Origin of the sequence: Herbaspirillum camelliae, assembly GCF_001929405.1 — a bacterium.
GTDB classification, from domain to species: Bacteria; Pseudomonadota; Gammaproteobacteria; order Burkholderiales; family Burkholderiaceae_D; genus Herbaspirillum; species Herbaspirillum seropedicae.
The window spans coordinates 3,877,084-3,902,880 of the sequence record NZ_KV880769.1; the positions used below are offsets into that span (position 1 = coordinate 3,877,084).

At 60.8% G+C, this 25,797-nt stretch carries 25 protein-coding genes; 8 read left to right on the forward strand and 17 right to left on the reverse strand.

What is annotated here, in order from left to right; translation table 11 throughout:
• The 7 genes from BGK68_RS17445 to lexA all read right to left on the reverse strand — a co-directional run bounded on the left by BGK68_RS17445 (position 1) and on the right by lexA (position 7,811).
• Positions 1-330, reverse strand: coding sequence for a flagellar protein FliT (locus BGK68_RS17445; protein WP_075258125.1), 330 nt, complete (start codon positions 328-330; stop codon positions 1-3).
• A gap of 5 nt (positions 331-335) precedes the next feature.
• Positions 336-800 (reverse strand): flagellar export chaperone FliS, encoded by a 465-nt coding sequence (gene fliS, locus BGK68_RS17450; RefSeq protein ID WP_075258126.1) that lies wholly within the window; start codon positions 798-800, stop codon positions 336-338.
• 28 nt (positions 801-828) lie between these two features.
• Positions 829-2,901 carry a flagellar filament capping protein FliD gene (gene fliD / locus BGK68_RS17455; RefSeq protein WP_075258127.1) on the reverse strand — a complete coding sequence of 691 codons (2,073 nt, stop codon included), beginning with the start codon at positions 2,899-2,901 and terminating at the stop codon, positions 829-831.
• Positions 2,902-3,127: 226 nt separating this feature from the next.
• Entirely contained in the window at positions 3,128-3,487 is a 360-nt protein-coding gene (locus tag BGK68_RS17460; RefSeq protein WP_075258128.1) for a flagellar protein FlaG, read from the reverse strand.
• 78 nt (positions 3,488-3,565) lie between these two features.
• On the reverse strand, positions 3,566-4,654 hold the full coding sequence (locus BGK68_RS17465) for a flagellin N-terminal helical domain-containing protein (RefSeq protein WP_075258129.1): 1,089 nt from the start codon (positions 4,652-4,654) through the stop codon (positions 3,566-3,568).
• A gap of 332 nt (positions 4,655-4,986) precedes the next feature.
• On the reverse strand, positions 4,987-6,963 hold the full coding sequence (locus BGK68_RS17470; RefSeq protein ID WP_075258130.1) for a tetratricopeptide repeat protein: 1,977 nt from the start codon (positions 6,961-6,963) through the stop codon (positions 4,987-4,989).
• Between the two features lie 197 nt (positions 6,964-7,160).
• A complete protein-coding gene (lexA, locus tag BGK68_RS17475) occupies positions 7,161-7,811 on the reverse strand; it encodes a transcriptional repressor LexA (RefSeq protein WP_075258131.1) in 651 nt (216 codons plus the stop codon).
• A gap of 385 nt (positions 7,812-8,196) precedes the next feature.
• Between lexA and rpsF the strand changes: the two genes are divergently transcribed.
• From rpsF to BGK68_RS17510, 7 genes are all read left to right on the forward strand, one after another.
• Positions 8,197-8,562 carry a 30S ribosomal protein S6 gene (gene rpsF / locus BGK68_RS17480; RefSeq protein WP_006462645.1) on the forward strand — a complete coding sequence of 122 codons (366 nt, stop codon included), beginning with the start codon at positions 8,197-8,199 and terminating at the stop codon, positions 8,560-8,562.
• A gap of 21 nt (positions 8,563-8,583) precedes the next feature.
• The gene (gene priB / locus BGK68_RS17485; RefSeq protein WP_075258132.1) at positions 8,584-8,883 is read left to right on the forward strand and encodes a primosomal replication protein N; all 300 of its coding nucleotides are present in this window, start codon (positions 8,584-8,586) and stop codon (positions 8,881-8,883) included.
• Positions 8,884-8,938: 55 nt separating this feature from the next.
• On the forward strand, positions 8,939-9,223 hold the full coding sequence (gene rpsR / locus BGK68_RS17490) for a 30S ribosomal protein S18 (RefSeq protein WP_006462643.1): 285 nt from the start codon (positions 8,939-8,941) through the stop codon (positions 9,221-9,223).
• A 26-nt stretch (positions 9,224-9,249) separates the two neighbouring features.
• Positions 9,250-9,702, forward strand: a complete 453-nt coding sequence (gene rplI, locus BGK68_RS17495) for a 50S ribosomal protein L9 (protein WP_039788422.1) — start codon at positions 9,250-9,252, stop codon at positions 9,700-9,702.
• Between the two features lie 204 nt (positions 9,703-9,906).
• On the forward strand, positions 9,907-11,352 hold the full coding sequence (locus BGK68_RS17500; protein WP_075258133.1) for a replicative DNA helicase: 1,446 nt from the start codon (positions 9,907-9,909) through the stop codon (positions 11,350-11,352).
• A gap of 204 nt (positions 11,353-11,556) precedes the next feature.
• Complete coding sequence (locus tag BGK68_RS17505; protein ID WP_006462640.1) at positions 11,557-12,183, forward strand: DUF47 domain-containing protein; 627 nt, start codon at positions 11,557-11,559, stop codon at positions 12,181-12,183.
• Positions 12,184-12,243: 60 nt separating this feature from the next.
• Entirely contained in the window at positions 12,244-13,251 is a 1,008-nt protein-coding gene (locus tag BGK68_RS17510; protein WP_075258134.1) for an inorganic phosphate transporter, read from the forward strand.
• A gap of 103 nt (positions 13,252-13,354) precedes the next feature.
• Here BGK68_RS17510 and BGK68_RS17515 read toward each other — a convergent pair whose 3' ends face one another.
• From BGK68_RS17515 to BGK68_RS17560, 10 genes are all read right to left on the reverse strand, one after another.
• Entirely contained in the window at positions 13,355-15,055 is a 1,701-nt protein-coding gene (locus BGK68_RS17515) for a PhoH family protein (RefSeq protein ID WP_198937222.1), read from the reverse strand.
• A 393-nt stretch (positions 15,056-15,448) separates the two neighbouring features.
• Positions 15,449-15,925, reverse strand: coding sequence for a peroxiredoxin (locus tag BGK68_RS17520; protein WP_013234065.1), 477 nt, complete (start codon positions 15,923-15,925; stop codon positions 15,449-15,451).
• Between the two features lie 47 nt (positions 15,926-15,972).
• On the reverse strand, positions 15,973-16,914 hold the full coding sequence (locus tag BGK68_RS17525; protein ID WP_013234066.1) for a polysaccharide deacetylase family protein: 942 nt from the start codon (positions 16,912-16,914) through the stop codon (positions 15,973-15,975).
• 292 nt (positions 16,915-17,206) lie between these two features.
• Positions 17,207-18,262 carry a bifunctional UDP-4-keto-pentose/UDP-xylose synthase gene (locus BGK68_RS17530; protein ID WP_075258136.1) on the reverse strand — a complete coding sequence of 352 codons (1,056 nt, stop codon included), beginning with the start codon at positions 18,260-18,262 and terminating at the stop codon, positions 17,207-17,209.
• Between the two features lie 29 nt (positions 18,263-18,291).
• Positions 18,292-19,209 (reverse strand): formyltransferase, encoded by a 918-nt coding sequence (locus BGK68_RS17535; RefSeq protein WP_075258137.1) that lies wholly within the window; start codon positions 19,207-19,209, stop codon positions 18,292-18,294.
• Positions 19,206-20,162: a glycosyltransferase gene (locus BGK68_RS17540; protein ID WP_075258138.1), complete on the reverse strand. Its 957-nt coding sequence runs from the start codon at positions 20,160-20,162 to the stop codon at positions 19,206-19,208. The genes BGK68_RS17535 and BGK68_RS17540 overlap by 4 nt, the downstream gene beginning before the upstream one ends.
• A 198-nt stretch (positions 20,163-20,360) precedes the next feature.
• Positions 20,361-21,482 carry a DegT/DnrJ/EryC1/StrS family aminotransferase gene (locus BGK68_RS17545; RefSeq protein WP_013234070.1) on the reverse strand — a complete coding sequence of 374 codons (1,122 nt, stop codon included), beginning with the start codon at positions 21,480-21,482 and terminating at the stop codon, positions 20,361-20,363.
• 104 nt (positions 21,483-21,586) lie between these two features.
• Positions 21,587-21,958 carry a DMT family transporter gene (locus tag BGK68_RS17550; RefSeq protein WP_075258139.1) on the reverse strand — a complete coding sequence of 124 codons (372 nt, stop codon included), beginning with the start codon at positions 21,956-21,958 and terminating at the stop codon, positions 21,587-21,589.
• A complete protein-coding gene (locus tag BGK68_RS17555; RefSeq protein WP_075258140.1) occupies positions 21,955-23,673 on the reverse strand; it encodes a glycosyltransferase family 39 protein in 1,719 nt (572 codons plus the stop codon). The genes BGK68_RS17550 and BGK68_RS17555 overlap by 4 nt, the downstream gene beginning before the upstream one ends.
• Before the next feature lie 54 nt (positions 23,674-23,727).
• Positions 23,728-24,108 (reverse strand): Mth938-like domain-containing protein, encoded by a 381-nt coding sequence (locus tag BGK68_RS17560; protein WP_075258141.1) that lies wholly within the window; start codon positions 24,106-24,108, stop codon positions 23,728-23,730.
• Between the two features lie 401 nt (positions 24,109-24,509).
• Between BGK68_RS17560 and BGK68_RS17565 the strand changes: the two genes are divergently transcribed.
• The gene (locus BGK68_RS17565; RefSeq protein ID WP_075258142.1) at positions 24,510-25,739 is read left to right on the forward strand and encodes a pyridoxal phosphate-dependent aminotransferase; all 1,230 of its coding nucleotides are present in this window, start codon (positions 24,510-24,512) and stop codon (positions 25,737-25,739) included.
• The last annotated feature ends 58 nt before the right edge of the window (positions 25,740-25,797 follow it).

Here is a 25,797-nt window from a genome sequence, read left to right on the forward strand (position 1 = left end):
TCAACTACCCATGCCGTACGTATTGAGCAGCTTCTGTTCGGTCTGGTTGCTTTGGATGAGGGCAGACAGCTTGCGCAATCCCGGTTCGGTCAGGTTGCGGATGTCGCGGTCGTCTTCCAGGATCTTCTTGATGATGTCGACCTTGCGGGTGCGCAGCTCATCGGACAGCGAGATGCTCTCCTCGCAATTGCGCAGGTTGCTGATGTGCTTGCCGCACTGGGTCTCCAGCGTGGCCAGCAGTTCCCAGTCGGCAGCGCGGGCGGCTGCCAGCATTTCGTCAGTCAATCGGGAGATCGACTCGTAGATGGCGATGACCTCGTCACCATTCATGTCAGTCAAGCCTTTGCGAAGCTGGGTTGGGAAAATGCAGCGGTCGGGGCAGGCGCAGCCTGCATCGGGGCCGGCTGGCCGTTGGGCCCGATCTGTTCCCAGGCCGAGCGGATGTCTTCGAGCAGGCTGTGCACTTCATCCAGGATGGCGGGATTGTTGGTGGCGTTGGCCTCGAACAGGCGGCGGCTCATGTACTCGTACAGCGAATCCAGATTGAGCGCCAGTTCGCCGCCGACTTCCTTGTTCAGGCTGGCGCGCAGGCCGTTATCCACGATCAGGATGGCCTTGGTGATCGATTCGCCCTTGTCCTTGATGTTGGCTTCGGCCATGTACTTCTTGCCCAGCGCGATGGCCACCAGGGCGCCATCGAACAGCATGGTGATGAGCTTGTGCGGGCTGGCGGCGAGGACGCCGGTTTCCACCCCGATATTGGCGTAGGCGTTGGCCCCGCGTTTCATGGTTCCGAACATGACTTTCTCCTATGTTCGCGGATTCAGCTCAACCGCTGCTCTTGGCCAGGCTGGCCAGTTGCTGGGTCAGATAACTCTGGGTCGACTGCATGCTGGAAAGCGTGGTGTTGAGCCGATTGAACTGGTTGGTATAAGTGTCTTTCAGGTTGGACAAGCGGGTCTGCACTGCCGTCTGGCGGTCCTGATTGATCTTCAGGCTGGCTTGCAGGCCGCTGGTCTTGGTGGCGATGATGCCGTTGTCGCTGAGCAGACTGGTCATCAAGGTCTGCAACTTGGTGACAATACCATTTTTGGACGAAGTGGTGTTGGTCGGATCAGGGTCCGTACCAGCGAACAGATTGGCGATGCCGGCGAAATTGTTGGTCGCGGCCGTCGACAGTTTGGTCGAATCCAGCGCCAGCGTGCCGTCCTTCTGGAACGAAATGCCGATGTCGGACAGGGTGTTGATGCCATTGCCGCCATCCACCGAGCTGAACATCGTATTGCGCAGCTGGCTCATGATGGTCTGCACCGAGGACTCGCTGGCCAGCGGCGCCGAGGTGTTGGCCTGGCCCAGGGTGGTCGAAGGCGTCTGCGCGGTCATTCCGGCCACTGCCTTGGCCAGCGTGTTGTAGGCTGTCACAAAGGAGTTGGCCGCAGTGGTGATGCCCGAGGTGTCGTTGCTGATGTTGAGGGTGAAGTTGTCCGCCGAGGTGGTGACCTTGGACAGGTTCAGCGTCACGCCCGAAATTACGTTTTCGACCTTGTTGGTCGGGCTGGTCACGTTCACGCCGTCAATGGACAGCTTGGCATCTTGCGCCTTGAGCAACTGGCCCATGCCGCTCATGCTCAGGCCCGCATAGTCGCTGGTGCCGGTCAGCGAGACGGCTGCAGTGGCGCTGGACCCGGTTGGCGTGAGCACCAGATGGTCGTTGCTGCCGTCATTGGTGATAGACGCAGTGACGCCGGCGTTGGCGCTATTGATGGCCAGCTTCACCTGGGTCAGGTCGATATTGCCGCTGCCGTTGGCCACGGGAGCGATATTGACGCTGCTGTCCCCGACCTTCAGGGTCAGGTTGCCCGCACTGTAGGTCTGGCCGCTGGCGACATTGGGCGAGATCACCGTGCCGCTGGGGTCGGAGTTGAAGACGGCGAAGTTCTCGGTGCCGGTGATCTTGATGGTGTTGGTCGAGCCACTGGTCTTGGCGGTGACGACCAGGTGGTCATTGGTGCCGTCGCTGACGATGGTGGCGTTGACGCCGGCATCGCTGCTGTTGATGGCGTCCCGCACGCCGGCCAGGGTGTTGGTGGTCGGCTTGATGATGGTGGTGCTGCCGCTGCCGGTCTTGATGGCCAAGAGGCCGTTGTCGAAGGTGCTGCCCGGGGCGATGCTGGCCGAGCTCAGCTTCTCGGCCTGGGCCAGTTGCGACACCGCAACAGCATAGTTGCCCGAGGCCGCCTTGGTGGCGTCGCGCGGCGCCTGCGTCTGCGTCATGGTGCTGGACGTGGAGCTGGACGGATCGTAGAAGAACCCGGACAGGCTGTTGTTGGCCGTGACCTTGATGGTATTGGCGGTGCCGCCGGTATTGGATTCCAGCACCAGGTGGTCGCCCGAACCATCGGTGACGATGGAGGCCGTCGCGCCGGTCTTGCCGGCGTTGATGGCGTCACGCACGCCGGCCAGGGTGGAATTGGCCTGCAGGGTGACGAAGACGGGGGAGTTGGTGCCGATCTTGATGGCGATGGAGTCGCCCGAATTGAAGGTGGTGCCGCTGCTGATGCCGGCGGACTGGATCTTTTGCGCCAGGATCTTGGTGGAGTCATCGCCGTTGATGTCGGCCGAGAACGGATCGGTGGTCAGGTTGCTGCCGGTCCCGGCGTTGCTGACCGAGCTTTTCTGGGCGCTGAAGCTGGCGGAGGTCATCGCCTTGATGGCCGACTGATAGGTCGACAGGGCGCTCTTCAAGCTGCCGTAGGCCGAGATCAGCGTGTTGTAGCTGCTGGCCTGGGTGGTCAGTGGAGTGAGTTGCGACTGGCTTTCGGCCGAGATCAGCTGGCTGACCAGGGTGGCGACGTCGAGCGGGCCTGCCGAGGTGGAAATGGTGCCGGTGGATGTGGCCATGGTTCAACTCCTCAATCTTTGCTGGGGCACAGCGCCGTGCGGACTGCGGCGCGGTCAAGAGGAGAGTGGCTCTCAAGTACGGCGTCGGTGCAGGAGGGACGCTGTGCGGATGTCTAGGTGAATCCGTTATGAACTGGGGTAGTCGAATCCATCATGCGCAATGATAGTCCATTGGCGCATGACGTCATTCGAGCCACTGCAGTTCGTAGCAGACTCGAGGTATAACTCAAGCCTTGTGGTTGATCAGCAAGCCTTGCATCTTGTCGATCGATTTTGCGATGGCAATCGCTTCTTCGCTGGGGATCTGACGGATCACCGTGTCGGTGGCGGTGTCCATGACCTTGACGATGGTCTTGCCAGTGTCTTCATCTTTCGAGAAGTTCAGTGCAGCGGCATTGCTGGCGGCGAAATTATTGAGCTTGCTGACGGCGTCGTTGACTTCGCTGTCGGTAGCGCGACGGGCGTCCGGAGCGGCTACTGGTGCGACGGTCGATACCACGGGGTCAGGCTTGGCTGCGGTCTTCGGCAGTGCGTAAGCGGTGCCGGAGTCAGCCGCGGAGGCGATATTGAGTGGGGCAATCGACATGGTGCTACTCCCTTCCTTAAAGGAACGTGCGGAGAATATGGACTATCCCCCGCACGTCATCCTACCTAGCTATCAGGCTTATTTCAACAGCGAGAGGACCTGCTGCGGAGCCGAGTTCGCCTGCGACAGCATCGCGTTACCAGCTTGTTGCAGGATCTGCGCACGGGTCAGGTTCGCGGTTTCCTGCGCGTAGTCGGTATCCATGATACGGCTGCGCGACGCGGTGATGTTCTCGCTCGACACTTGCAGGTTGCTGATGACGGCGCTGAAGCGGTTCTGCACGGCACCGAACTCTGCACGCTTGGAGGAGATCAGGCTGATGGCCTTGTCCAGGTTCTGGATCGCCTTCTGTGCATCGCTTTGAGCCGACGGAGCGGCAACAGCTTGGTCCAGAGCCAGCTTGGCGCTGTCAACGGTAGCTTGCAGGGTCACAGCCGAGGAAGCCAGGGCCGACGAGGACAGCGAGGAACCGGTAGCGAACAGGTTGTCCAGAGCAGCCTTGGCCGAGGTGTAGGTCGCTTGCGCGGTGCTCACGCCGGCGGTATTGCCCAGACCGATCAGGCCCTTGGCGCTGGTGCCGATGACGTTGGCCATGGTGCCGTTGTTCGACAGGTCATCCAGGGTGATGGTGATCTGGTCGTTCAGCTTGTTGTCCGACACGTTGGCACCGACCTGGAAGGACAGGGTCAGGGAAGCCGACACGTTGGCCGAATCAGAGCCGGTGCCAGCCGAAGCGCCTTGACCGGTACCGGTGAACAGGTTCTGGCCGTTGAAGCTGGTGCCGTTCAGGACGCGGAACACTTCCTGGGACAGCTGGGTGTATTCGTCGTTGAGGGTCTTGCGGTCTTGTGCGCTGTTGGTGCCGTTGGCAGCCTGGACAGCCAGTTCACGCATACGTTGCAGGTTGTCGCCGACGGTCGACAGAGCGCCTTCAGCGGTTTGCGCCATCGAGATACCGTCGTTGGCGTTACGTTGTGCAACTGCCAGACCCTTGACCTGGGAGTTCATGCGGTCGGCGATGGCCAGACCGGCGGCGTCGTCCTTGGCGCTGTTGACGCGCAGACCGGAGGACAGACGTTGAATCGAGGTGTTCAGGGACGATTGCGACGCATTCAGGTTCCGTTGCGTATTAAGCGACGGGATGTTGGTATTGATGACTGATGCCATGTTAATTCTCCTAAGATTTGAGACCGATGATCCGAGTTTCAGTGCTTAACTTTGGTCTTCTACCCATGAGCCCCAGGCGTTTCAACCTCTGTTGATTGCTTTATCGGGCAGTCTTGGAAAAAGTTTAGGGTTTTACGCAAAAAAATCTTTTTCAAGACTTTCCGAACTAAAACTGCGTGCTTTGAAACTCCAAGCAAATCCTTTTTCGACGGCAATCTGAAAAACTTTAGGAAAATATCTGTTGTGGTAAAGAAATTTCTCCGAAACGACAAGGCCGCCCTCGCGGGCGGCCTTTTTTCGATGTCAATCCGACAATTGTCGGAGGGAAATCTTTATCCTCCGGCCTTCTTCTGCTGCAAGGCGACCAGCTCCTGGCCGACTTTGGTGAGTACGGAGTCCCAGTCGCTCAGGGCTGGTTGGCGGAACAGCCGCATGCCCGGGTACCAGGGCGAGTCCTCACGGTCCTGCAGCCAGCGCCAGTCCGGCACATGGGGCAGCAGTACCCAGGTGGGGTGTCCCAGGGCCCCGGCGAGGTGGACCACCGAGGTGTCCACGCTGACCACCAGGTCCAGGTTGGCGATGGCCGCGGCCGTGTCCGCGAAGTCCTGGCAGTCATCGCCCAGGTTGAAGATCGGCAGGCCGGAAGGCAGTTCCTTGAAGGCGTCCAGTGGCTTGCCCTTTTGCAACGAGTAGAACTCGATATTGGGCAGCTGGAACAGTGTTGCGAACTTGTCCATGGCAATGGAGCGGTGGCGGTCGTTGCCGTGTTCCGGGTTGCCGCCCCAGACCACGCCCACGCGCAGCTTCTCGGGTGACTGGCTCAACTGCCGGATCTTCTCGCCCCAGCTGCTCTTGAGGATGGGATCGGCCGACAGGTAGCCGCCGGGCACGCTGGGGATGTCGTCCACGGTATCGGTGCCCATGGCGTAGGGCAGGCTCATGAGCACGTAGGCGCAGTCGCAGGGCGGCAGCGGATCGCTTTCGCGGATCAGCGTCACCTCCGGGGAGTAGGACTGGAACAGGCGGTACAGCGGATTCTTGACGTGCAGCGCCACGCGTGCGCCCTGGTCCAGCACCATGCGCACGTAGCGCAGGAACTGGATGCTGTCGCCAAAACCTTGTTCGTGCATCAACAGGATGTACTTACCGGCCAGGGAGGACTTGCCATCCCACTTCGGGATCAGTTCAAACAGTTTGTGGATCAGGCGGTAGACGTGCGAGCGTTCGCGCGTCACCAGGCGGCTCTCATGGCACTCCCAGCCTTCCTTGAGGTGGCCCTGCAGCAGCAGGCTCAGGGCGATATTGTGCCTGGCCGTGGGATAGTTGGGACGCAGTTCCAGCGCCTTGCGGAAGTTGCCGATGGCGTCTTCGAGGTCGCCGTGATCGTGCTGGATGGCGCCGATGTTGTTATAGGTGAGGGCGTGTTTGGAATCCACTTCCAGCGCCTTGTTGAACATGCGCATGGCATCGTCAAAACGGTCACTGGTGGAGAAATAGCTCGATCCCAGCTTGACGTAGGCATTGGGATCCTTGGGGGCGATTTCGATGACGCGCAACAGGTGTTCGTGGGCCTCGTCGATCCGGTTCAGCTTCAGGTAGGAATCGGCAATCTTGTTGTGCGCATAGGTATCCTGGGGATCCAACAGGATGGCCGTCTTGTGGGACTCGATGGCTTCCTTGTACATCTCCATGGCATGGAAAGCCTCGCCCAGGGCGGTATGGGACGGCGCGAAACTGATCTGCAGTTCCAGCGACTTGAGGATCACGGCCACGGCTTCGTTGTAGCGCTTGCATTCGATCAGGGCGCGGCCGAGGTGGGAGAGGGGGCCGGGCGCATTGGGTTCTCGCTTGACGGCGTCCTCGAAATAGGCGACCGAGGCTTCCGGGTCATTCTTCTCGTGCAGGGCATTGGCCAGGCCTATGCGCGAGGCGCGGTGGTCCCGGTCGATGCGGATGGCGTGCTCGTAGATGGAGATGGCTTCGTCGATGCGGTCCTGGCTCAGCACCGTGCCGGCCAGGTTGCTCATGTATTCGGCGTTTTCGGGATCGGCTTCGATGGCCTTGCGCAGATAGGCTTCGGCGTCGGCGAACTTGCCTTCGTGCATGGCCACCAGTCCGCGCGCATGATTGGCGAACACCAGCGTGGGATTGCGCGACAGGACCGCCATGCATAATGCCTTGGCTTCGTCGGTCTTGCGGCTATCCAGCAGGTCAAGCGCCTTGCGCACGTCGAGCAGGTCTTGCAGGGGATGCTTGGGCGGCGGGGTGACCGGCTTGCCGTGCTTGTTGCTGTTCTTGCGCGTCGACATCGAAGGGGGTCCTTGTGGTTGGGTGCTGTAGTTGCACCGGATATAGCTTTCCAGCAGGGATGATATGCGCGCCGACGTCCAGGCGAAGAGGAAAACAGAAAGCAAAAAACCTTCGTTTTAGACGAAGGTTTTGCATGGTTCGGGTGCTTCCCGGTCGCAGTGCGGAGCTTTCTGCGGCGCGGTGGGGTCTTCGGCGTCTAGTTCCAGCTGCGCATGAGCCCTACGGCCAGGCCTTCCAGGGCGAACTGTTCTTCGTTGGGCTTGACGATGATGGGTTCGAAGTCGGGATTTTCCGGGAAGAGGGTGATCACGGAGCCGGTCTTCTGGTAGCGCTTGACCGTGACTTCGTCAGCCAGCCGGGCCACCACGATCTGGCCATTGCGGGCCTGGTCGGTCTTGCGCACGGCCAGCAGGTCGCCATCGAGGATGCCGGCGTCGCGCATGGACATGCCGCGTACCTTGAGCAGATAGTCCGGCTTGCCGGAGAACATGGCCGGGTCGACCTGGTAAGTCTTTTCCACGTGTTCCTGGGCCAGGATGGGAGAGCCTGCGGCGACACGCCCGATCAGCGGCAGGCTCAGTTGCATCAGGGCGGGATGAGGCAGCGCCATCTGGCGGCTGGCAGCCAGGCCACCCGGTTCGCGCAGGCGGATGCCGCGCGAGGTGCCCGGCGAGATCTCGATGGCGCCCTTGCGCGCCAGGGCCTGCAGGTGTTCTTCGGCGGCATTGGCAGAGCGGAAGCCCAGCTCGGCGGCAATCTCGGCGCGCGTGGGGGGGAAGCCGGTGTTCTCGATGGCGTTCTTGATCAGGTTCAGGATCTGTTCCTGGCGCGCGGTCAGTTTGAGCATGGAAGGGCCTTTCTCTCGGGGAAGGCTGTGTGGATGAACAGTCTGTATTTTTATACAGGTGCAATCCTTGTGTCAACGGCAACATGCATTTCCAGCGGTCGAAAACGCGGCTTTTGCTGTTTTTCTTCACTTCTTCACTTATAGATAGATGGACAGTTGGCCCTCTATATATAGAGGGGCTGAAAATGGTGAGAGGATCGCTCTCTTTCTGCGCCCCTGCGCCTTCTTGTCCTTCAATGAAGGTGATTTGTCGCTGCCAGGCCTCGGTCGGACGTGCCCATGATTGCTGTTATGTCCAAAAGCTTGTATGATCTTGGGTTTTCCTCTTCCCACACCCGTCTTGACGCCGGGGTGGGCGTCTTCAATAAGTCCATAAGGAGTCTACATGCGTCATTATGAAATCGTATTTATCGTCCACCCGGACCAAAGCGAGCAAGTGCCGGCGATGATCGAGCGTTACAAGGGCATCGTCACCACCCGCGGCGGCAAGGTCCACCGTGTCGAAGATTGGGGTCGTCGTCAACTGGCCTACCAGATCCAGAAGCTGGCCAAGGCTCACTACGTCTGCCTGAACATCGAAGTCGACAGCGAAACGCTGGCTGAAATCGAAACCGGCTTCAAGTTCAACGACGCCGTCCTGCGCCACCTGACCGTCAAGATGAAGAAGGCCGAAACCGGTCCTTCCCCCATCCTGAAGGCAGTGCAGAAGGAAGACGCGGCCAAGAGCCGTACCGAAGCTCCGGCAGCTTAAGCGCTGCGAACATAGCGGAGAGTGAACCAGTTTCAAGTCATCGCCAGCCTGGCCGAACGTGATGTCCTACGTTATACGCCGGCCGGTATCCCGATTGTCACTGCCAGGTTGCAGCATCAGTCGGAACAGGTGGAAGCTGGCATGAAGCGTCAGGTCGAATTCGAGATCGCGGCGCTGGCAGCGGGGGAAATCTCCGGTGCGCTCAACAGGGCGGCACTGGGTGAAGTCTTCCGGTTCACCGGCTTTTTGGCCCGCAAGAATCGCAACAGCAAGAGCGTCGTGTTTCATATCGTTGATTTTGGCCCGGTCGCGCCGGATTGAGCGGCGCAAGATAGCCAAACAGACCTTACCCAATTTTTAGATACAGGAGCCAACCATGGCATTCGGTAAAAAGTTCGATAAAAGCAAGCTGAAAAACAAGCGTCAACAGCAAAACCCGCTGTTCAAGCGCAAGAAATTCTGCCGTTTCACCGCCGCTGGCGTTGAACAGGTCGATTACAAGGACGTGGACACCCTGAAGGACTTCGTCCAGGAAAACGGCAAGATCATGCCGGCACGCCTGACCGGTACCAAGGCCCACTACCAGCGTCAAGTTGACACCGCCATCAAGCGCGCGCGTTACCTGGCCCTGCTGCCGTACACCGATCTGCACAACGCCTAATCAGCGTCGAGAAATAGGAGAAAAACATGCAAGTCATTCTGTTGGAAAAAATCGTGAATCTCGGCGGTCTGGGTGATGTCGTGCGCGTCAAGGACGGTTTCGCACGCAACTTCCTGATCCCGCAACGCAAGGCCCGCCGCGCTACCGATGCAGCCATCGCTGAATTCGAAGCCAAGCGCGCTGACCTGGAAAAGGCTGCCGCCGAGAAGCTGGCCGCTGCCCAAGCCCAAGGCGAAAAGCTGACCGGCGCCACCGTGGAAGTGTCGCAGAAGGCCGGCGTTGACGGCCGTCTGTTCGGTTCCGTGACCAACTTCGACATCGCTGAAGCCCTGGGCAAGAAGGGTTTTGCTGTCGAGAAGTCGCAGGTGCGCCTGCCCAACGGTCCCCTGAAGACCGTTGGCGAGCACCCGGTGTCGGTTGCTCTGCACACCGACGTGGTGGTCGACGTCACCATCGCTGTCAAGGGCGAGCAAGCGTAATACGCCTGTTTGCTGCAATTCGTTTTGCAATAGAAAAGCCGGGTTCGCCTGGCTTTTTTATTGTCAGTTTGACCAAAATATCCCGCTACTGGCGGCCGGATCGGCTGGGGCGGCAGATGTCTTGATGTTGCATTCGTTCGCACGCAGCATCAGGGTGTGCAAAAACGTCCGCCCTGACCAACGGCTTCACATCAGCAGGTTATAATGCGCGCCATGAAAGAATCGTCCCGCGGCAATCCAGAATTTTTCCGTGGCCAGAAAGAGTCATCGGACCCCCAGCTCGATGCGCTCCGTGTGCCGCCCCACTCCATCGAGGCCGAGCAATCGGTGCTGGGCGGCCTGTTGCTGGACAACGCAGCCTGGGACCGCATCGCCGACTTCGTCAGCGCCGAAGACTTCTACCGCTACGATCACCGCATCATCTTCGAGCACATCGTCAAGCTCATCAACAGCACCAAGCCCGCTGACGTCATCACCGTCTACGAAGCCATGTCCACCAGCGGCAAGGCCGAAGAGGTGGGCGGATTGGTTTACCTGAATGCGCTGGCGCAAAACACGCCTTCTGCAGCCAACATCCGCCGCTATGCCGAGATCGTCCGCGATCGCGGCATCCTGCGCAAGCTCATCACGGTGGCCGACGAAATCTCCGGCAATGCCTTCAATCCGCAGGGCAAGGATGTGAAGTCCATGCTGGATGAGGCCGAATCCAAGATCTTCGCCATTGCCGAAGAGGGTTCGCGCGGCTCGCAGGGCTTCATGGAAATCCAGCCGCTGTTGACGCAAGTGGTCGAGCGCATCGATGAGCTCTACAACCGCGACAGCTCCAGCGACATCACTGGTGTGCCAACCGGCTTCATGGACCTGGACAAGATGACCTCCGGCCTGCAGCCAGGCGACCTGATCATCGTGGCCGGTCGTCCCTCCATGGGTAAGACGGCGTTCTCGATCAACATTGGCGAACACGTCGCCATCGAATCGGGACTGCCTGTTGCGGTGTTTTCGATGGAAATGGGCGGCGCCCAGTTGGCCATGCGTATGCTGGGCTCGGTCGGCCGCCTGGACCAGCACCGCCTGCGTACCGGTCGCCTGCTGGACGAGGACTGGCCGCGCCTGACGCACGCCATCCAGAAGATGAACGATGCCCAGTTCTACATCGACGAAACACCGGCGCTGTCGCCCATCGAATTGCGCGCACGCTCGCGCCGCCTGGCGCGCCAGTGCGGCAAGCTGGGCCTGATCATCATCGACTACCTGCAGCTGATGTCGGGTAACGGTGGCAGCTCTTCTGAAAACCGCGCCTCCGAAATCTCGGAAATCTCGCGTAGCTTGAAGGGCCTGGCCAAGGAACTCAATTGCCCGGTGATCGCGCTGTCGCAGCTGAACCGCTCGCTGGAACAACGTCCCAACAAGCGTCCCGTGATGTCCGACTTGCGGGAATCGGGCGCCATCGAACAGGATGCTGACGTTATTTTGTTCATTTACCGTGATGAAGTTTACAATCCGGACTCGCCCGACAAGGGCACGGCGGAAATCATCATCGGCAAGCAACGTAATGGCCCCATCGGCAGCATTCGCCTGTCCTTCCTGGGGATGTATACCAAGTACGACAACTATATCGGCAATCTGGCGCAGCCTTACGGCGGCGACTGATGCCACCGGCGGCACGCCACCAGGGCGCGTCGCTGCACAAGGATCACGGGCGGCGTCGGGCCGCCCGTGTCATGCAAGGCGAACGGCTCCCAAGGCCGTTCGTGCAGGATCGGCAGGGCGGGGTACCGGCTTTCCAAGGGGACAGCCGCAGGCCGGTTCAAAACGGCGCTTTACATGGGCGCTAACCATTGATGAGAGAGAAAAATGTTTGGACGATTGATGCCGACGGAAGGCAAATTCTTTGACCTTTTCAATCAGCATGCAGAGCTGGCGGTCAAGTGTGCGAAAGAGATGGTGGCGCTGATGACCAATTTCGATGACCTCGAAATCCGTGTGCATGCCATTGAGGCCGTCGAGAAGGAAGCCGACAAGGTTACGCACAATGCCATCGAACTGCTGCACAAGACCTTCATCACCCCGCTGGACCGCGACGACATCCACCAGTTGATCACCCGCATGGATGACATCCTGGACCTGCTCGAAGACGCCGCCCAGACCATCTCCCTCTACGACATCAAGGCCATCACCCCCGAAGCCAAGCGCCTGGCCGAGCTGTGCCTGTCCTGTGCGGAGAAGGTGCAATCGGCCGTGGGCCTGCTGTCCAACATGGACAACTCGCGCCAGATCCTGGCCATCTGCCAGGAAATCGACCGCCTGGAATCCGATGCCGACCATGTCATGCGCGCGGCCATGTCCAAGCTGTTCCGCGATGAACCGGATGTGCGCACGCTCATCAAGCTCAAGGCCATCTACGAAATCCTGGAAACCGTCACCGACCGCTGCGAAGACGTAGCCAACATCATCGAAGGCATCATCGTCGAAAACGCCTGATCCCCCGGCGTAGCGGCGATTCCTCAGGGGGCGCCGCTGGCTTCACACAACGGTTTCCCCATGCAAACAATCCAAATCAGCTTACATATCCTCGCGTTGTTGATCGTCCTGGCGCTGCTGTTCGACTTCATGAACGGCTTCCACGACGCTGCCAATGCGATCGCCACCGTGGTTTCCACGGGCGTGTTGCGCCCGCAGACAGCCGTAGCCATGGCCGCCTTCTTCAACCTGGCGGCAGTGTTCGTCTTCCACCAGCTGCACGTGGCAGCCTCGGTAGGCAAGGGCACCATCGAGCCTGCCATCGTTGATCAGTACGTCATCTTTGGCGCGCTCATCGGCGCCATCTTCTGGAACCTGGTGACCTGGTACTACGGTATTCCGTCTTCTTCCTCGCACGCCCTGATCGGTGGTCTGGTCGGTTCTGCCGTGGCCAAGGCGGGCACGGGTGCGCTGATCTCGGCGGGCCTGTTGAAGACGATTTTGTTCATCGTGCTCTCGCCGCTGCTGGGCCTGGTGTTCGGCTCGCTGATGATGCTGCTGGTGTCATGGATATTCTTCCGCTCCACGCCGCGCAAGATCGATGGCTGGTTCCGACGCCTGCAACTGCTGTCGGCCTCCATGTACAGCCTGGGCCACGGCGGCAACGACGCCCAGAAGACCATCGGCATCATCTGGATGCTGCTGATCGCCTCCGGCTATTCCTCGCCGGAAGCGCCGCCGATGTGGGTCATCATCTCCTGTTATTGCGCCATCAGCCTCGGTACGCTCTTTGGTGGCTGGCGCATCGTCAAGACCATGGGTCAGAAGATCACCAAGTTGAAGCCTGTTGGTGGTTTCTGCGCCGAAACCGGTGGTGCGATCACCTTGTTCATCGCCACCGCCTTGGGTATTCCGGTCTCGACCACCCATACCATCACCGGCGCTATCGTCGGCGTGGGCGCGGCGCAGAAGATGTCGGCCGTGCGCTGGGGTGTAGCCAGCAACATCGTCTGGGCGTGGATATTTACCATCCCGGCCTCGGCCTTCGTGGCGGCGATCGCTTGGTGGATCGGCGTGCACGTGCTGTAAGTCACTCTCTGGCCGCTGCGTTTGTGGCGGCGGCCAAAAAGCAAAAAGCCACGTTTTCACGTGGCTTTTTGCTTTGATGCTGAAGGAAACTACATCAACGTCCTTACAGCACGTCGCTGGCATGATCAGCCAGGCGCGAGCGTTCGCCGCGCGCCAGGGTGACGTGCCCGCTGTGCGCCCAGCCCTTGAAGCGGTCGACCACATAGGTCAGGCCGCTGGAGCCTTCAGTCAGGTAGGGCGTGTCGATCTGGGCGATGTTGCCCAGGCAGACGATCTTGGTGCCTGGACCGGCGCGCGTGACCAGGGTCTTCATCTGCTTGGGCGTCAGGTTCTGGGCCTCGTCGATGATCAAGAACTTGTTCACGAAAGTACGGCCACGCATGAAGTTGAGCGACTTGATCTTGATGCGCGAGCGGATCAGGTCCTGGGTCGCTGCACGTCCCCATTCGCCGGCATCGCCATCGGACTTGTTGAGCACTTCGAGGTTGTCATCAAAGGCGCCCATCCAGGGGCCCATCTTCTCTTCTTCGGTACCCGGCAGGAAACCGATGTCTTCGCCGACCGGCACCGTCACGCGGGTGACGATGATTTCGTTGTAGAGCTTGGTTTCCAGTACCTGGGCCAGGCCCGAGGCCAGCGCCAGCAGGGTCTTGCCGGTACCGGCCTGGCCCAGCAGGGTGACGAAGTCGCACTCCGGGTTCATCAGCAGGTTCAAGGCGAAGTTCTGCTCGCGGTTGCGCGCGGTGATGCCCCAGACACTGTTCTTGGCATGGCCGAAGTCGCGCAGGGTCTGCAGCACGGCAGTCTTGCCGTTGATCTGGGTGACCTGGCCGTAGAAGGCCGGCTCGCCATTCTTGGGCTCGATGAAGACGAACTGGTTGACCAGCAGCGATGGCACGTAGGGACCGGTGACACGGTAGTAGGTATAGCTGCTGCCATGGCGGCTTTCCTGCCAGGACTCCATGCCCTTGCCATGCTTGTTCCAGAAGTCATCCGGCAGTTGCTGGATGCCCGAATACAGCAGGTCGGTATCTTCCAGCACATGGTCGTTGAAGTAGTCTTCGGCGGGCAGGCCGATGGCGCGCGCCTTCAGGCGCATGTTGATGTCCTTGGACACCAGCACCACCGGACGCTCCGGATACTGCTGATCCAGCGCCCGCACTACGCCCAGGATCTGGTTGTCGGCCTTGCCCTCGGGCAAGCCTTCGGGCAGGGCGGCGTTCTGCAGCTTGGTCTGGAAGTACAGGCGGCCCTTGGCATCCTTGTTGCCCAACTTGGCCAGGGGAATGCCCAGGTCAATGGAATCCTCGGCCACGTCGGACACCAGCGCATCCAGCGAGCGCGAGATCTGGCGGGCATTGCGGGCCACTTCGGACATACCCTTCTTGTGGTTGTCCAGCTCTTCCAGTGTGACCATGGGCAGATAGATGTCGTGCTCCTCGAAGCGGAACAGCGAGGTCGGATCATGCATCAGCACATTGGTATCCAGCACGAAGAGCTTGGATTTGCCCAGCTTGTCGGCCACCCGGCTGGTGGGCGACTTGGGACGGATTTCAGCGCTCTTGGGTGCGGCCTTGGGTTTTTCGGCGATAGTCGTGGTCTTGCCGGTGATACGGGCGCGTGGTACCGCGGCCTTGGCTTCCACGGCAGGGGCAACGGCGGCTACTGGTGAGGCAACGGCAGGAGCAGATGTTGTTTCTACGAGAGTAATGTTCGGTTTGACAGGCTTGCTGCGATCGGCCTTGGGATAGTCCTCGGGAGACAGCATCGAAGCTGGTTTGCTCGGCATTTTGGGCAGGGGCATCAGGACCTCGGAAGTGGATGAAGAAAACTCCGCTTTGTCAGAGCGAACAGGTGAAGCAGAACTGCATACAGCAAAGGGAAGCAGGACAAAGCTGCGGGGCCGCGAAGTCTAATGAAACCCTTGCCCGGCGAATGGAGGGAGGCAAAGGCGAGGGCTTGATTAGAGGGAGTGGCAAATCGAAAAGTAAAAAAGCCGTTTCGGCAGGCCTTGGGCCTTAACCTGAAACGGCTCCCAGCAAACGTTTTTCTATTTGAATTCAATGGCTTGTATCGTTTGACCGCATTTTTGTTGAACGCGTCGGAAACGCTTGCCAGACGAATCCTCCGCGGCCTGGCCCTGCCGCTTCGCGGGCCGTTGCGAGGGCGCCTGGGGCGTTTCGCAAGAGGGTGAGGGTCAGGCCAGAGTTTGGATGAAGGCCAGCACCTCGTCGACGTGTGCAGGAACCTTCACTCCACGCCATTCTTTCACCACTTTGCCTGCGCCGTCAATCACAAACGTGCTGCGCTCCACGCCGCGCACCTGCTTGCCATACATGTTTTTCATCTTCATGACATCGAACATGGTGCACAGGGTTTCGTCGGGGTCCGAGATCAGCTCGAAGGGCATGCCCAGCTTGGCCTTGAAGTTCTCATGCGATTTAAGGCTGTCACGGCTGACGCCAAAGATTTCCGTATTGGCCGCCTGGAACTGCGCGTGCAGGTCGCGGAACTGCATGCCCTCGGTGGTACAGCCCGGGGTGTTGTCCTTGGGATAGAAATACAGCACCAGGTTCTTGCCCTGGTAGTCGGCCAGCTGGAAAGTCTTGCCGCTGGTCATGGCGGCCGAGAAGTCTGGAACGGTCTTGTTGAGGAGGGATGGTCGGTCTGTCAAAGTGGCGCCCCGGTAGGTGATGTCGTATTGGATGAAGTCAGGTGGCCTTACATGGCCTGCAGGATCATGTCGCCGGAACGGCCGGGCAATTCGCCCCAGCTGATGGGCAGGATCGGCAGGACGTCGTTCTGGATGCTCTGGTAGTAGTCGCCCATGGAGACCAGTTCATAGCCCTGGGCGCGCCAGCCCGCCAGCAGCCGCTCGAAGATGGGGGCGAGTTTCTGCCCTTCAAGTTCGGCATGCAGGGTAAAGACGTGGTCACGCGGTGTCTTGGTCAATTCCAGCAGCAGCTCTGCGGCATTGCCTGCATCGATGAGCTTGCCGCGGATGGTGCGGCCCAGGATCTCGTCGAGCGTGGGCAAGGTGGTGGGCAACTGGACGCAGGACAGGGGCTTGCCGAACACCGAGAGTCGATGCGGACCGGCGTCCTGGTCGGCCAGGCTGCCGTCTTCGCGCAATTGCGAGCGGCCATCGGAGGAGTAGGCGATGCCGAACTGGTCCAGCTGCACGAAGGCATGGTCATTCATCTGCCAGCCGGCAGCGCCGTGGGTGCGCGGGGCGTGACCGAAGATGTCGTGATAGCGGCCATAGGCCTGCTGCATGGTCTCGGTGGTCCATTGGGCGTCAGCGGTGCGCACATTGTCTTGCCAGACCCGGTGATCCCAGGTGTGGATGCCGCATTCGAAACCGGCTGCATGGGCCTGGCGCATGAAGTCGGCGCAGGTCTTGCCGATATCGGGGGCCGGCAGCAGGGTGCCGTACATCAGTGTCTTGATGCCATAGTGTTCCACCACCGAGGTGCGCGAGACCTTGCTGAAGAAACCGGGACGGAAGATCTGCTTCAGGGCCCAGCCGGTATGGTCGGGGCCGAGCGAGAACAGGAAGGTGGCGCCGGCGCCGTGGCGGCGCAACTGGCTGATCAGGTTGGGGACGCCCACGCGGGTGCCGCGGTAGGTGTCAGCGTCGATCTTGAGTGTGAGTTTGGGCAATTCGCTGGGCCGGGTGAAGATGAGGGTGAGGGCGGTGGTCCGTCCTGTTGTAGGCAGGCCCGGACAACGTCCAGCCCTGCCGATAAGTTGCGAGACTAGCATCCTGCGCCGGATAGAACAATATGCAGCAACGCAGCATACAGCGTCAAACAGACGCCAGCGGCCTATCTGTTGCTTGACGAAACGACAATGCCGCAGGTGCAGCAGCAGGGCGGTCGTGACTGCAACAGCGCACGCCGGAAAAACAAAACCGCGCAAGAGCGCGGTTTTGCTGGCCGTTGAAGGACGGAAATCAGTCCATCAGGGCGCGCGCTTCGGCTACCTGGCTGCGGTAGGCGTCGAAGATGTTGCGCAGGGTATCGGCCATGGTGGTCGTGGGCGCCCAGTTCAGTTCTTCGCAGGTGTTGGTGATCTTGGGCACGCGGTTCTGCACGTCCTGGTAGCCCTTGCCGTAGTAGGCGGCCGAGGTGGTCTCGACCAGCTTGACCTGCTTGGCGGTCTCGGCGTACTCCGGATACTCGGCGGCCAGTTTCAGCATCATGTCGGCCAGTTCCTTGATGGAGTAGTTGTTGACCGGGTTGCCGATGTTGTAGATCTTGCCGGAGGCCACGCCGCCTTCGTTGGCGATGATCTTCATCAGCGCATCGATACCGTCATCGATATAGGTGAAGGCGCGCTTCTGCAGGCCGCCATCGACCAGGGAGATGTTCTCGCCACGGACGATGTGACCGAAGAACTGGGTCACCACGCGGGACGAACCTTCCTTGGGGGTGTGGATCGAGTCCAGGCCGGCGCCGATCCAGTTGAACGGACGGAACAGGGTGAAGTTCAGGTTGGCTTCCATGCCGTAGCCCCAGATCACGCGGTCCATCAGTTGCTTGGCGCAGGAGTAGATCCAGCGCGGCTTGTTGATGGGGCCGCAGATCAGTTCGGATTCTTCCGGATCGAATTCCTCGTCATGGCACATGCCATAGACTTCCGAGGTCGAGGGGAAGACCAGGTGCTTCTTGTACTTGGCCGCCGAACGCACTATCGGCAGGTTGGCTTCGAAGTCCAGCTCGAACACGCGCAGCGGCGCGTTCACGTAGGTCGAGGGGGTGGCGATGGCCACCAGGGGCAGGATCACGTCGCACTTCTTGACGTGGTATTCCACCCATTCCTGGTTGATGGTGATGTCGCCCTCGAAGAAGTGCATGCGCGACTTGTAGGCCTCGTTTTCCAGAATGTCGGTGATACGGTCGGTCATCATGTCCATGCCGTAGACGTGCCAGTCCGTGGTTTCCAGGATGCGCTTGGACAGGTGATGGCCGATAAAGCCGTTGACGCCGAGAATGAGGACTTTTTTCATAGTAGTGAGAGCTAGTGGATGGCCGGACTTCAGGAGGCCATGTATTTCAGGTAATTGTTGAGTGAAGCATCCTGATCATTGATCTGGATGCCCAGGATCTGGAGGAAGTTGCCATCGCCACAACGCGCGTACAACTTGCCGCCTTCGAAGAACTTGTCTTGCATGCCATGGGCGCGCTGCAGGGCAGGGTGAGCCGACGGCGGAACCAGCCGGGTCCTCGTGACCGTAATTTTATCATCCGCGATTTCCTCGAAGGCGCCTGGATACGGCGGGGCCACCGCGCGCACCAGATTATGGACCTCGCGGGCGGTCCGGCGCCAGTCGATGCGGCCGTCTTCGGGCTTGCGTCCGCCATAGTAGCTGCCCTTGGACAAGTCATTGGGCAGGCTGGGCGTGCGGCCGGAAAGCATGGCTGGCAGCACGTTCCAGAGCGTCAGCTCAGCCGCCACCACGACCTTGCCGAAGACTTCATGGGCAGTGTCATCCGGCAGGATGGGCACCGAGGTCTGCGCCACGATGGCGCCGGCGTCCGGCTTGACGGTCATCTCGTGCAGGGTGGCGCCGGTTTCGGTTTCGCCGTGCAGCACCGCCCAGTTGATGGGAACGCGGCCGCGATACTTGGGCAGCAGCGAACCATGCATGTTGTAGGCGCCCCGCTTGGCCGCGGCCAGCACTTCGACGGGCAGCATATGGCGGTAGTAGAAGCTGAAGATGAAGTCCGGCTGGGCCGCCTGCACCTGGGCCAGCAGCTGCGGCGACTTGGGGTCGGCAGGCGTGATGCAGGCAATGCCATGCTCGCGGCAGACGCCGGCCACGGAGCCGAACCAGATATTCTCGGTAGCGCTGTCTTCATGCGTGACCACCAGGGAAACCTGCACGCCACGGGCGAGCAAGACCTTCAGGCAGCGCACACCCACATCATGGTAGGCGAATACGACGGCGTTCATGTGGATTGATTGTCTTCCGCAGTGGATTGTTCGAGGATGGCCTGCACCACGTAGCGCGGGCGGGCCCGCACCTGCATGTAGATGCGGCCGATGTATTCACCCAAGAGGCCGATGGAGAACAGGATCACCCCCATCAGGAAGAAGGTGATGGCGAAGAGGGTGAAGACACCACCCACTTCGGCGCCAATCAGCAGGCGGCGCAGCACGATCAGGATGAACAGCGCCGCCGAGGCAAACGACAGGCCGATGCCCAGCAGCGAGAAGAACTGCAGCGGCACCAGCGAGAAGCCGGTCACCAGGTCGAAGTTCAGGCGGATGAGGCTATAGAGCGAATACTTGGATTCGCCGGCCGAGCGCTCCTCATGCTCGACCACGATCTCGGTCGGATTGCGCGAGAAGGTGTAGGCCAATGCAGGCACGAAGGTATTGATTTCACGGCATTTGTTGACCAGATCGATGACGTTGCGGCCATAGGCGCGCAGCATGTTGCCCTGGTCGGTCATCTTGATGCGGGTGATCTTTTCGCGCAGGCGGTTCATGGCCTTGGAGGCATAGGTGCGCCAGGCCGAATCCTGGCGCTTGCGGCGGATCGAGCCGACGTAGTCGTAGCCCTCGCGCATCTTGGCCACCAGGTTGCCGATTTCTTCGGGCGGGTTCTGCAGGTCGGCGTCGAGGGTAACGACGATGTCGCCCCGGGTCGCCTCGAAACCCGCCATGATGGCCATGTGCTGGCCGTAGTTGCCATTGAACAGGACCACCCGCGTCACGTCCGGACGCAGGCGATACTGCTCGGCCAGGATGCCGGCGGAGCGGTCGCGGCTGCCATCGTTGACGAAGATGACTTCATAGCTGTAGCCCAAGGCGTCCAGCGCCGGGTAGAGGCGCTCGAACAGTTTGGAGAGCCCCGATTCCTCGTTGTAAACCGGGATGACGACGGACAGTTCTGGTTTCATCAAATCTCTAGTGCTGGAAATGCTGGTACTGAAATAAATCAAAGGCCCGATGCACCACGACGCAGGTCGGTCGCGGCGGTCAGGCCAGCTTGTCAGGCAAGGTGAGGCGGGTTGCGCAAATACAATTTACGGGCAGCGGATGCGCGTTTTACCGAATGATGCCGAATTATGCCGAATTTCTTTGCAATTCGGCAAAAATCAGCCAAGCACGGATTTTACTGTCTCTACCGAACGGACAACGTCATCTTTACTCATTGTATTGAACATGGGCAGGGAGACGATGCGCTGGCCCACGCGCTCGGCCACCGGGAACATGCCTTCGCCGAAGCCACGCTCGCGGTAGAGCTTGAGCAGGTGGATGGCCGGATAGTGGTAGCCGATGCCGATCTGCTTTTCCATCATCTTTTCCATGAAGGCAGCGCGGGTGATGCGCTCGGGCAGCACCAGCTGGAACATGTGCCAGTTGGAATTCTCGAAGTCGGCCACCGGCAGCTGGGCGCCATAACGACTCTCGAAATCGCTGCCGAAGCAGGCAAAGTAGTGGCGCGCCAGTTCCTTGCGATGGGCGGTGATGGCATCGATATGGGCAAACTGGCCCAGGCCGATGGCGGCCGCCACGTCGGTCATGTTGAACTTGCCGCCCAGCACGTCCACTTCGAGGCCGTCGAAACCGCTGCGGGTGACGCCTTGCAGGCGATACTTCTCGGCCAGGCGCGCTTCCTCGGCGTTGTTCAGGACCAGGAAGCCGCCTTCGGAGCTGGTGATGTTCTTGTTGGCCTGCAGGCTGAAGGAAACGAAGTCGCCAAAGGCGCCGATGCGCTTGCCGTTCCAGGTCGAACCCAGCGCCTGGGCGGCGTCTTCCACCACGCGCAGCTTGTGCTTGGCGGCAATGGCGTAGAGGCGATCCATATCCACCGGCAGACCCGACAGGTAGACCGGGATCACCGCCTTGGTGCGCGGTGTGATGGCGGCCTCCAGCTTGTCCAGATCGATGTTGCGAGTGATCGGGTCGATGTCGGCAAAGACCGGCGTGGCGCCGGTTTCCAGGATCACATTGGCCGTGGCCACCCAGGAGATCGGCGTCGTGATGACTTCGTCGCCCGGACCCACGCCGGCGATGCGCAGGGCGATTTCCATGGTGCAGGTGCCCGAATTGAAGGTGCGCACGATGCGTCCGCCCAGGTAGTCGGACAAGGCCTTTTCGAATGCCTGCACCTTGGGGCCGCTGGTGATCCAGCCCGAGCGCAGCACTTCGCCGACGGCGGCGATGGTAGGCTCATCGATGGTGGGTTTGGCAAAGGGGAGGAAAGGCAGGCTCATGTTGGATTCCGGTCAGACAATATTCGGGAAGGAGGCGGCTGGCGCAAGCGCGGCAGCCGCCCGGGCGCACCGGCAGGCCGGGCGCGGCAAGGCGCTATTGTAAATCAGCTTCGGGTCAGCAAGACCACGCCGACGATGATCACGCCGATGGCCAGGAGGCGCTGCAGCGAGACTGCTTCGCCCAGGAAGTACCAGGCGCCCACGGCATTGATGATGTAGCCCAGCGACAGCATGGGGTAGGCCACGGTCACGTCGACCCGCGACAGGCCGATGATCCAGACCACCAACGAGATCACGTAGCAGGACAGGCCGCCGATGATGGGCAGTTGCATGGCCAGTTTCAGCCCGGTCGAGAACCAGTTCTCGGCCGTCAGGTGGATCGCGCCCACGGCGTTGGTCCCGGCCTTGAGCAGCAGCTGGGCCACGGCATTGAGGCAGATCCCGGCAAAGAGGAAGCCAAAGGTGGTCAGGTTCATTTCGCCGCCTTCTTTTCTGCAGCGTCAGGCGCAGGGTCGTTGGCCACGATGACGCGGCGCGGGTCCTGGCCGATCAGGCGCATGGGCAGCTTGCGCTCCAGCAGTTGCTGGTAGATGGTGGGGTTGATGATGGCGATATCCTTCTTGCCGGCGGCGTGGTCGGCCACCCATTGAGCCACGAAGGCATCCACCGTCGGCAGCCACAGCTGCGGCTCCTGCTTCAGGCCAAAGGCCATCTCGTCGGCATGCTGCACCAGGGTCATGGTGCGGCGCAGGTAGAAGGGCAGCGACTGCTCATAGCGCCCCACCAGATAGATCGGGGTTTCCGGCTTGAGCTCGGCCTGCAGCGCCGGCACATAGTCCACGCCAGCCGAATAGCGGCCCTGCGCTTCGTGGCCCAGGATCAGCAGTTGGCCCGCCAGGAAGGCCGTGGCCGCCAGTGCGGTGACGGCGCCGTCCTTGTTCTGGCGCGCCAGACGGATAGCGGCAATGCCGCCGATGAAGAAGATCAGTGCGCCGGCATACAGGTAGGGCATGTGCGCCTGCACCAGCGGCAGCGAGTAGGCATCCTTGGCCAGCTCGGGCACGCGCGGAATGAAGGCCAGCGCCACTGCCGAGGGTAGCGCCACCAGCGAGCCAGCCCAGGCCAGGGCCTTGTGGTCGGCTTCTTCCAGGTAGCAGGCGATCAGCAGGGCCAGCGCCGGGAAGATCGGCAGCACGTAGGAGGGCAGCTTGGAGTCCGAGATGCTGAAGAACACGAAGATGAACACCGCCCACACCAGCAACAGCCGCTTGGGCTGGAAACGGCCGCCGTTCAGGCTGTTGTAGCCGGCGGTGTCGCGCTGTTCGCGGGTGCCTTTCCAGAGGCTCTGGAAGAACACGCCCAGCCAGGGAATGATGCCCAGCAGCAGGATGGGAATGAAGTAATACCACGGACCGGTGCGGCTATGGATCTTGGTGGTAAAGCGCTGGAAGTGCTCGTGGATGAAGAAGAACTGCGGGAATTCCGGGTTGCGCAGCGACACTGCCACGAACCAGGGCGTGCAGATCGCAAAGAACAGCACCAGGCCCTTGACCAGATGCAGTCGCTTCCAGATCGCCCAATCACGCGCAAAGAAAGTGTAGAGCACCAGCACCGCACCCGGCAGGACGATGCCGATCAGCCCCTTGGAGAGCACGGCCAGCGCCATGCCGGCCCAGCACAGCAGCATCCAGTTGCGCTGGCTTTCGCGGGAGGCGCCGTCGCGCTGCGCCATGAGCAGGGCGCACAGGGCGATGGTCATCATGCCCGACAGGCCCATGTCCAGCGTATTGATGTGGCCCATGCCGGCCCAGAAGAAGCTGGAAGCCAGCACCAGCGCCGCATAGTAGCCCACCCGGGCGCTGAAGACGCGCTTGCCGGTGTAGGCCGCCAGGCCAATGCCCAGCAGGCCGCACAGGCCGGTCCACAGCCGCGCCTGCCATTCGCCCAGGCCGAACAGCTCGAAGGTGATGGCGTTCATCCAGGTCTGCAGCGGCGGCTTTTCGAAATACTTGATGCCGTTCAGGCGGGTGGTGATCCAGTCCTGCGTGGCCACCATTTCACGCGCCATCTCGGCGTAGCGCCCTTCATCGGTAGGGACCAGGACGCGTGCGCCCAGCATCCAGAACCAGACCAGCAGGAAGAGAATGAGGAGCGTCCAGACGAACGCCTTGGATTTGTACAGTTCGCGCATTGACAGCGGTTCCTTGTGCGGGTTCTTCGGTTTTTTGTCGCTGCAAAGAGCGGATCAGGCTTGGGGCGGGATGATCAGGGCCAGCGCCACCTTGCGGCCTTCGGCCATGAGGATGTTGTAGGTCCGGCAGGCAGCCTGGTTGTCCATGCATTCCACGCCGATGCGGCGCGCGGTCAGCACCGTGGTCAGCTTGGGGTGGACGAAGCGCTGGCGCTCGCCGGTGCCCAGGATCACCACGTCGGGCAGGGTGGCGTCGATCTGCGCGAAGTGCGCTGCGGTGAGCGCCTCGAAGCTGTCCACCGGCCAGGGGACCGGCTCGCTTTCGGGCAGCACCAGGAGGCTGTTGGTGAAGCGGATCGCATTGAGCTCGACCCCCTCTTCATCGTAGGCGGTGACGGTCTGGTATTGCTTGGTTTCGGTTGAATGGAGCTTCATCGCAGGATGGGCTGCAGCGCAGCCGTGGCCGGGTTACGTTGGAGGCGTGGCGAGGCGACGGCACCGGGATGTCATTCCGACATGCATCGCAGCAACAGGGTCGTAAAGTGCAGCATTGTAGCCGTTTCCTACCCTGGCGCACGCCTATTTGATTGATAAAATGCTTAGCTTTGGGCAAAATGGCCGGTTCCCGGCTTGCCCTGCGGGCTGCGTCCGGGGCGGCTTTGCAGCGCTTGAGCCTGGTCTTGCTTGCGCCGCAGCACAACTGGTGCGCCATCAGCGACCATGGCAATGCGTCGTGATGGAGGCGATAGGCGCAAAAAGGTTCCTGGGGCTGGCCGACAATGGCGACCCGTCCGGGTCGTCTGACAATGAGTAGAAGTTGAGGAAGAGGAAGAGCTGTGCGACCGATTCAGAAATCCAAGAAACTGGCAGATGTGTGCTACGACATTCGGGGTCCCGTGCTGGAGAAGGCGCGCCAGATGGAGGAAGAGGGCCACAAGATCATCAAGCTCAACATCGGCAACCTGGCCGCCTTCGGCTTCGACGCGCCCGACGAGATCGTGCAGGACATGATCCGCAACATGGGCAACGCCTCCGGCTACACCGATTCCAAGGGCCTGTTCGCCCCGCGCAAGTCGGTCATGCATTACACCCAGCAGAAGAAGATCGAGGGCGTCACCATCGATGACATCTACCTGGGCAATGGCGCCTCCGAACTGATCGTCATGAGCGTGAACGCGCTGCTCAATACCGGTGACGAAGTGCTGGTCCCGTCACCCGACTATCCGCTGTGGACCGCCGCCGTGAGCCTGTCCGGCGGCACACCGGTGCATTATGTCTGCGATGAGCAGCAAGGCTGGCAGCCCGACATCGCCGACATCAAGAAGAAGATCACCCCCAACACCAAGGCCATCGTCGTCATCAACCCCAACAATCCCACCGGGGCGCTGTATTCGGTGGAGGTGTTGAAGGAGATCATTGAACTGGCGCGCCAGCACCAGCTGATCATCCTGGCCGACGAGATCTACGACAAGGTGCTCTACGACGGCAACACCCACACCTCGCTGGCCTCGCTGGCCGACGACGTGCTGTTCATCACCTTCAACGGCCTGTCCAAGAACTATCGTTCCTGCGGCTACCGCGCCGGCTGGATGGTGGTGTCGGGCGAGAAGAAGCATGCCCGCGACTACATCGAGGGCCTCAACATGCTGGCCTCGATGCGTCTGTGCGCCAATGCACCCGGCCAGTTCGCGATCCAGACCGCGCTGGGCGGCTACCAGAGCATCAACGATCTGGTCGGCCCGCAAGGCCGCCTGACCAAGCAACGCGACCTGGCCCACAAGCTGCTGACCGATATTCCGGGCGTGAGCTGCGTCAAGCCCAAGTCGGCGCTGTACATGTTCCCGCGCCTGGATCCGGAGATCTATCCGATCAAGGACGACCAGGAATTCGCCTACGAGCTGCTGGCCGAGGAAAAGGTGCTGATCGTCCAGGGCACGGGCTTCAACTGCCCCACGCCGGATCACTTCCGCGTGGTGTTCCTGCCCAATACCGACGACCTGACCGAGTCCATGGGCCGCATCGCGCATTTCCTGGAAGGCTATCGCCGCCGCCACGGCACGGCCTGACCGCTTCAGCTGTCCCCGTCACGCCCGCGCGGGCAGGTGTGGCGGTCATTTTTCACCA

Excerpts from the sequence above, each read along its gene's own strand:
- BGK68_RS17445 (WP_075258125.1), bottom strand. The coding sequence starts at position 330 with ATGAATGGTGACGAGGTCATCGCCATCTACGAGTCGATCTCCCGATTG.
- fliS (WP_075258126.1), bottom strand. The coding sequence starts at position 800 with ATGTTCGGAACCATGAAACGCGGGGCCAACGCCTACGCCAATATCGGG.
- fliD (WP_075258127.1), bottom strand. The coding sequence starts at position 2,901 with ATGGCCACATCCACCGGCACCATTTCCACCTCGGCAGGCCCGCTCGAC.
- BGK68_RS17460 (WP_075258128.1), bottom strand. The coding sequence starts at position 3,487 with ATGTCGATTGCCCCACTCAATATCGCCTCCGCGGCTGACTCCGGCACC.
- BGK68_RS17465 (WP_075258129.1), bottom strand. The coding sequence starts at position 4,654 with ATGGCATCAGTCATCAATACCAACATCCCGTCGCTTAATACGCAACGG.
- BGK68_RS17470 (WP_075258130.1), bottom strand. The coding sequence starts at position 6,963 with ATGTCGACGCGCAAGAACAGCAACAAGCACGGCAAGCCGGTCACCCCG.
- lexA (WP_075258131.1), bottom strand. The coding sequence starts at position 7,811 with ATGCTCAAACTGACCGCGCGCCAGGAACAGATCCTGAACCTGATCAAG.
- rpsF (WP_006462645.1), top strand. The coding sequence starts at position 8,197 with ATGCGTCATTATGAAATCGTATTTATCGTCCACCCGGACCAAAGCGAG.
- rpsR (WP_006462643.1), top strand. The coding sequence starts at position 8,939 with ATGGCATTCGGTAAAAAGTTCGATAAAAGCAAGCTGAAAAACAAGCGT.
- rplI (WP_039788422.1), top strand. The coding sequence starts at position 9,250 with ATGCAAGTCATTCTGTTGGAAAAAATCGTGAATCTCGGCGGTCTGGGT.
- BGK68_RS17500 (WP_075258133.1), top strand. The coding sequence starts at position 9,907 with ATGCGCGCCATGAAAGAATCGTCCCGCGGCAATCCAGAATTTTTCCGT.
- BGK68_RS17505 (WP_006462640.1), top strand. The coding sequence starts at position 11,557 with ATGTTTGGACGATTGATGCCGACGGAAGGCAAATTCTTTGACCTTTTC.
- BGK68_RS17510 (WP_075258134.1), top strand. The coding sequence starts at position 12,244 with ATGCAAACAATCCAAATCAGCTTACATATCCTCGCGTTGTTGATCGTC.
- BGK68_RS17515 (WP_198937222.1), bottom strand. The coding sequence starts at position 15,055 with ATGCCCCTGCCCAAAATGCCGAGCAAACCAGCTTCGATGCTGTCTCCC.
- BGK68_RS17530 (WP_075258136.1), bottom strand. The coding sequence starts at position 18,262 with ATGAAAAAAGTCCTCATTCTCGGCGTCAACGGCTTTATCGGCCATCAC.
- BGK68_RS17535 (WP_075258137.1), bottom strand. The coding sequence starts at position 19,209 with ATGAACGCCGTCGTATTCGCCTACCATGATGTGGGTGTGCGCTGCCTG.
- BGK68_RS17540 (WP_075258138.1), bottom strand. The coding sequence starts at position 20,162 with ATGAAACCAGAACTGTCCGTCGTCATCCCGGTTTACAACGAGGAATCG.
- BGK68_RS17545 (WP_013234070.1), bottom strand. The coding sequence starts at position 21,482 with ATGAGCCTGCCTTTCCTCCCCTTTGCCAAACCCACCATCGATGAGCCT.
- BGK68_RS17550 (WP_075258139.1), bottom strand. The coding sequence starts at position 21,958 with ATGAACCTGACCACCTTTGGCTTCCTCTTTGCCGGGATCTGCCTCAAT.
- BGK68_RS17555 (WP_075258140.1), bottom strand. The coding sequence starts at position 23,673 with ATGCGCGAACTGTACAAATCCAAGGCGTTCGTCTGGACGCTCCTCATT.
- BGK68_RS17560 (WP_075258141.1), bottom strand. The coding sequence starts at position 24,108 with ATGAAGCTCCATTCAACCGAAACCAAGCAATACCAGACCGTCACCGCC.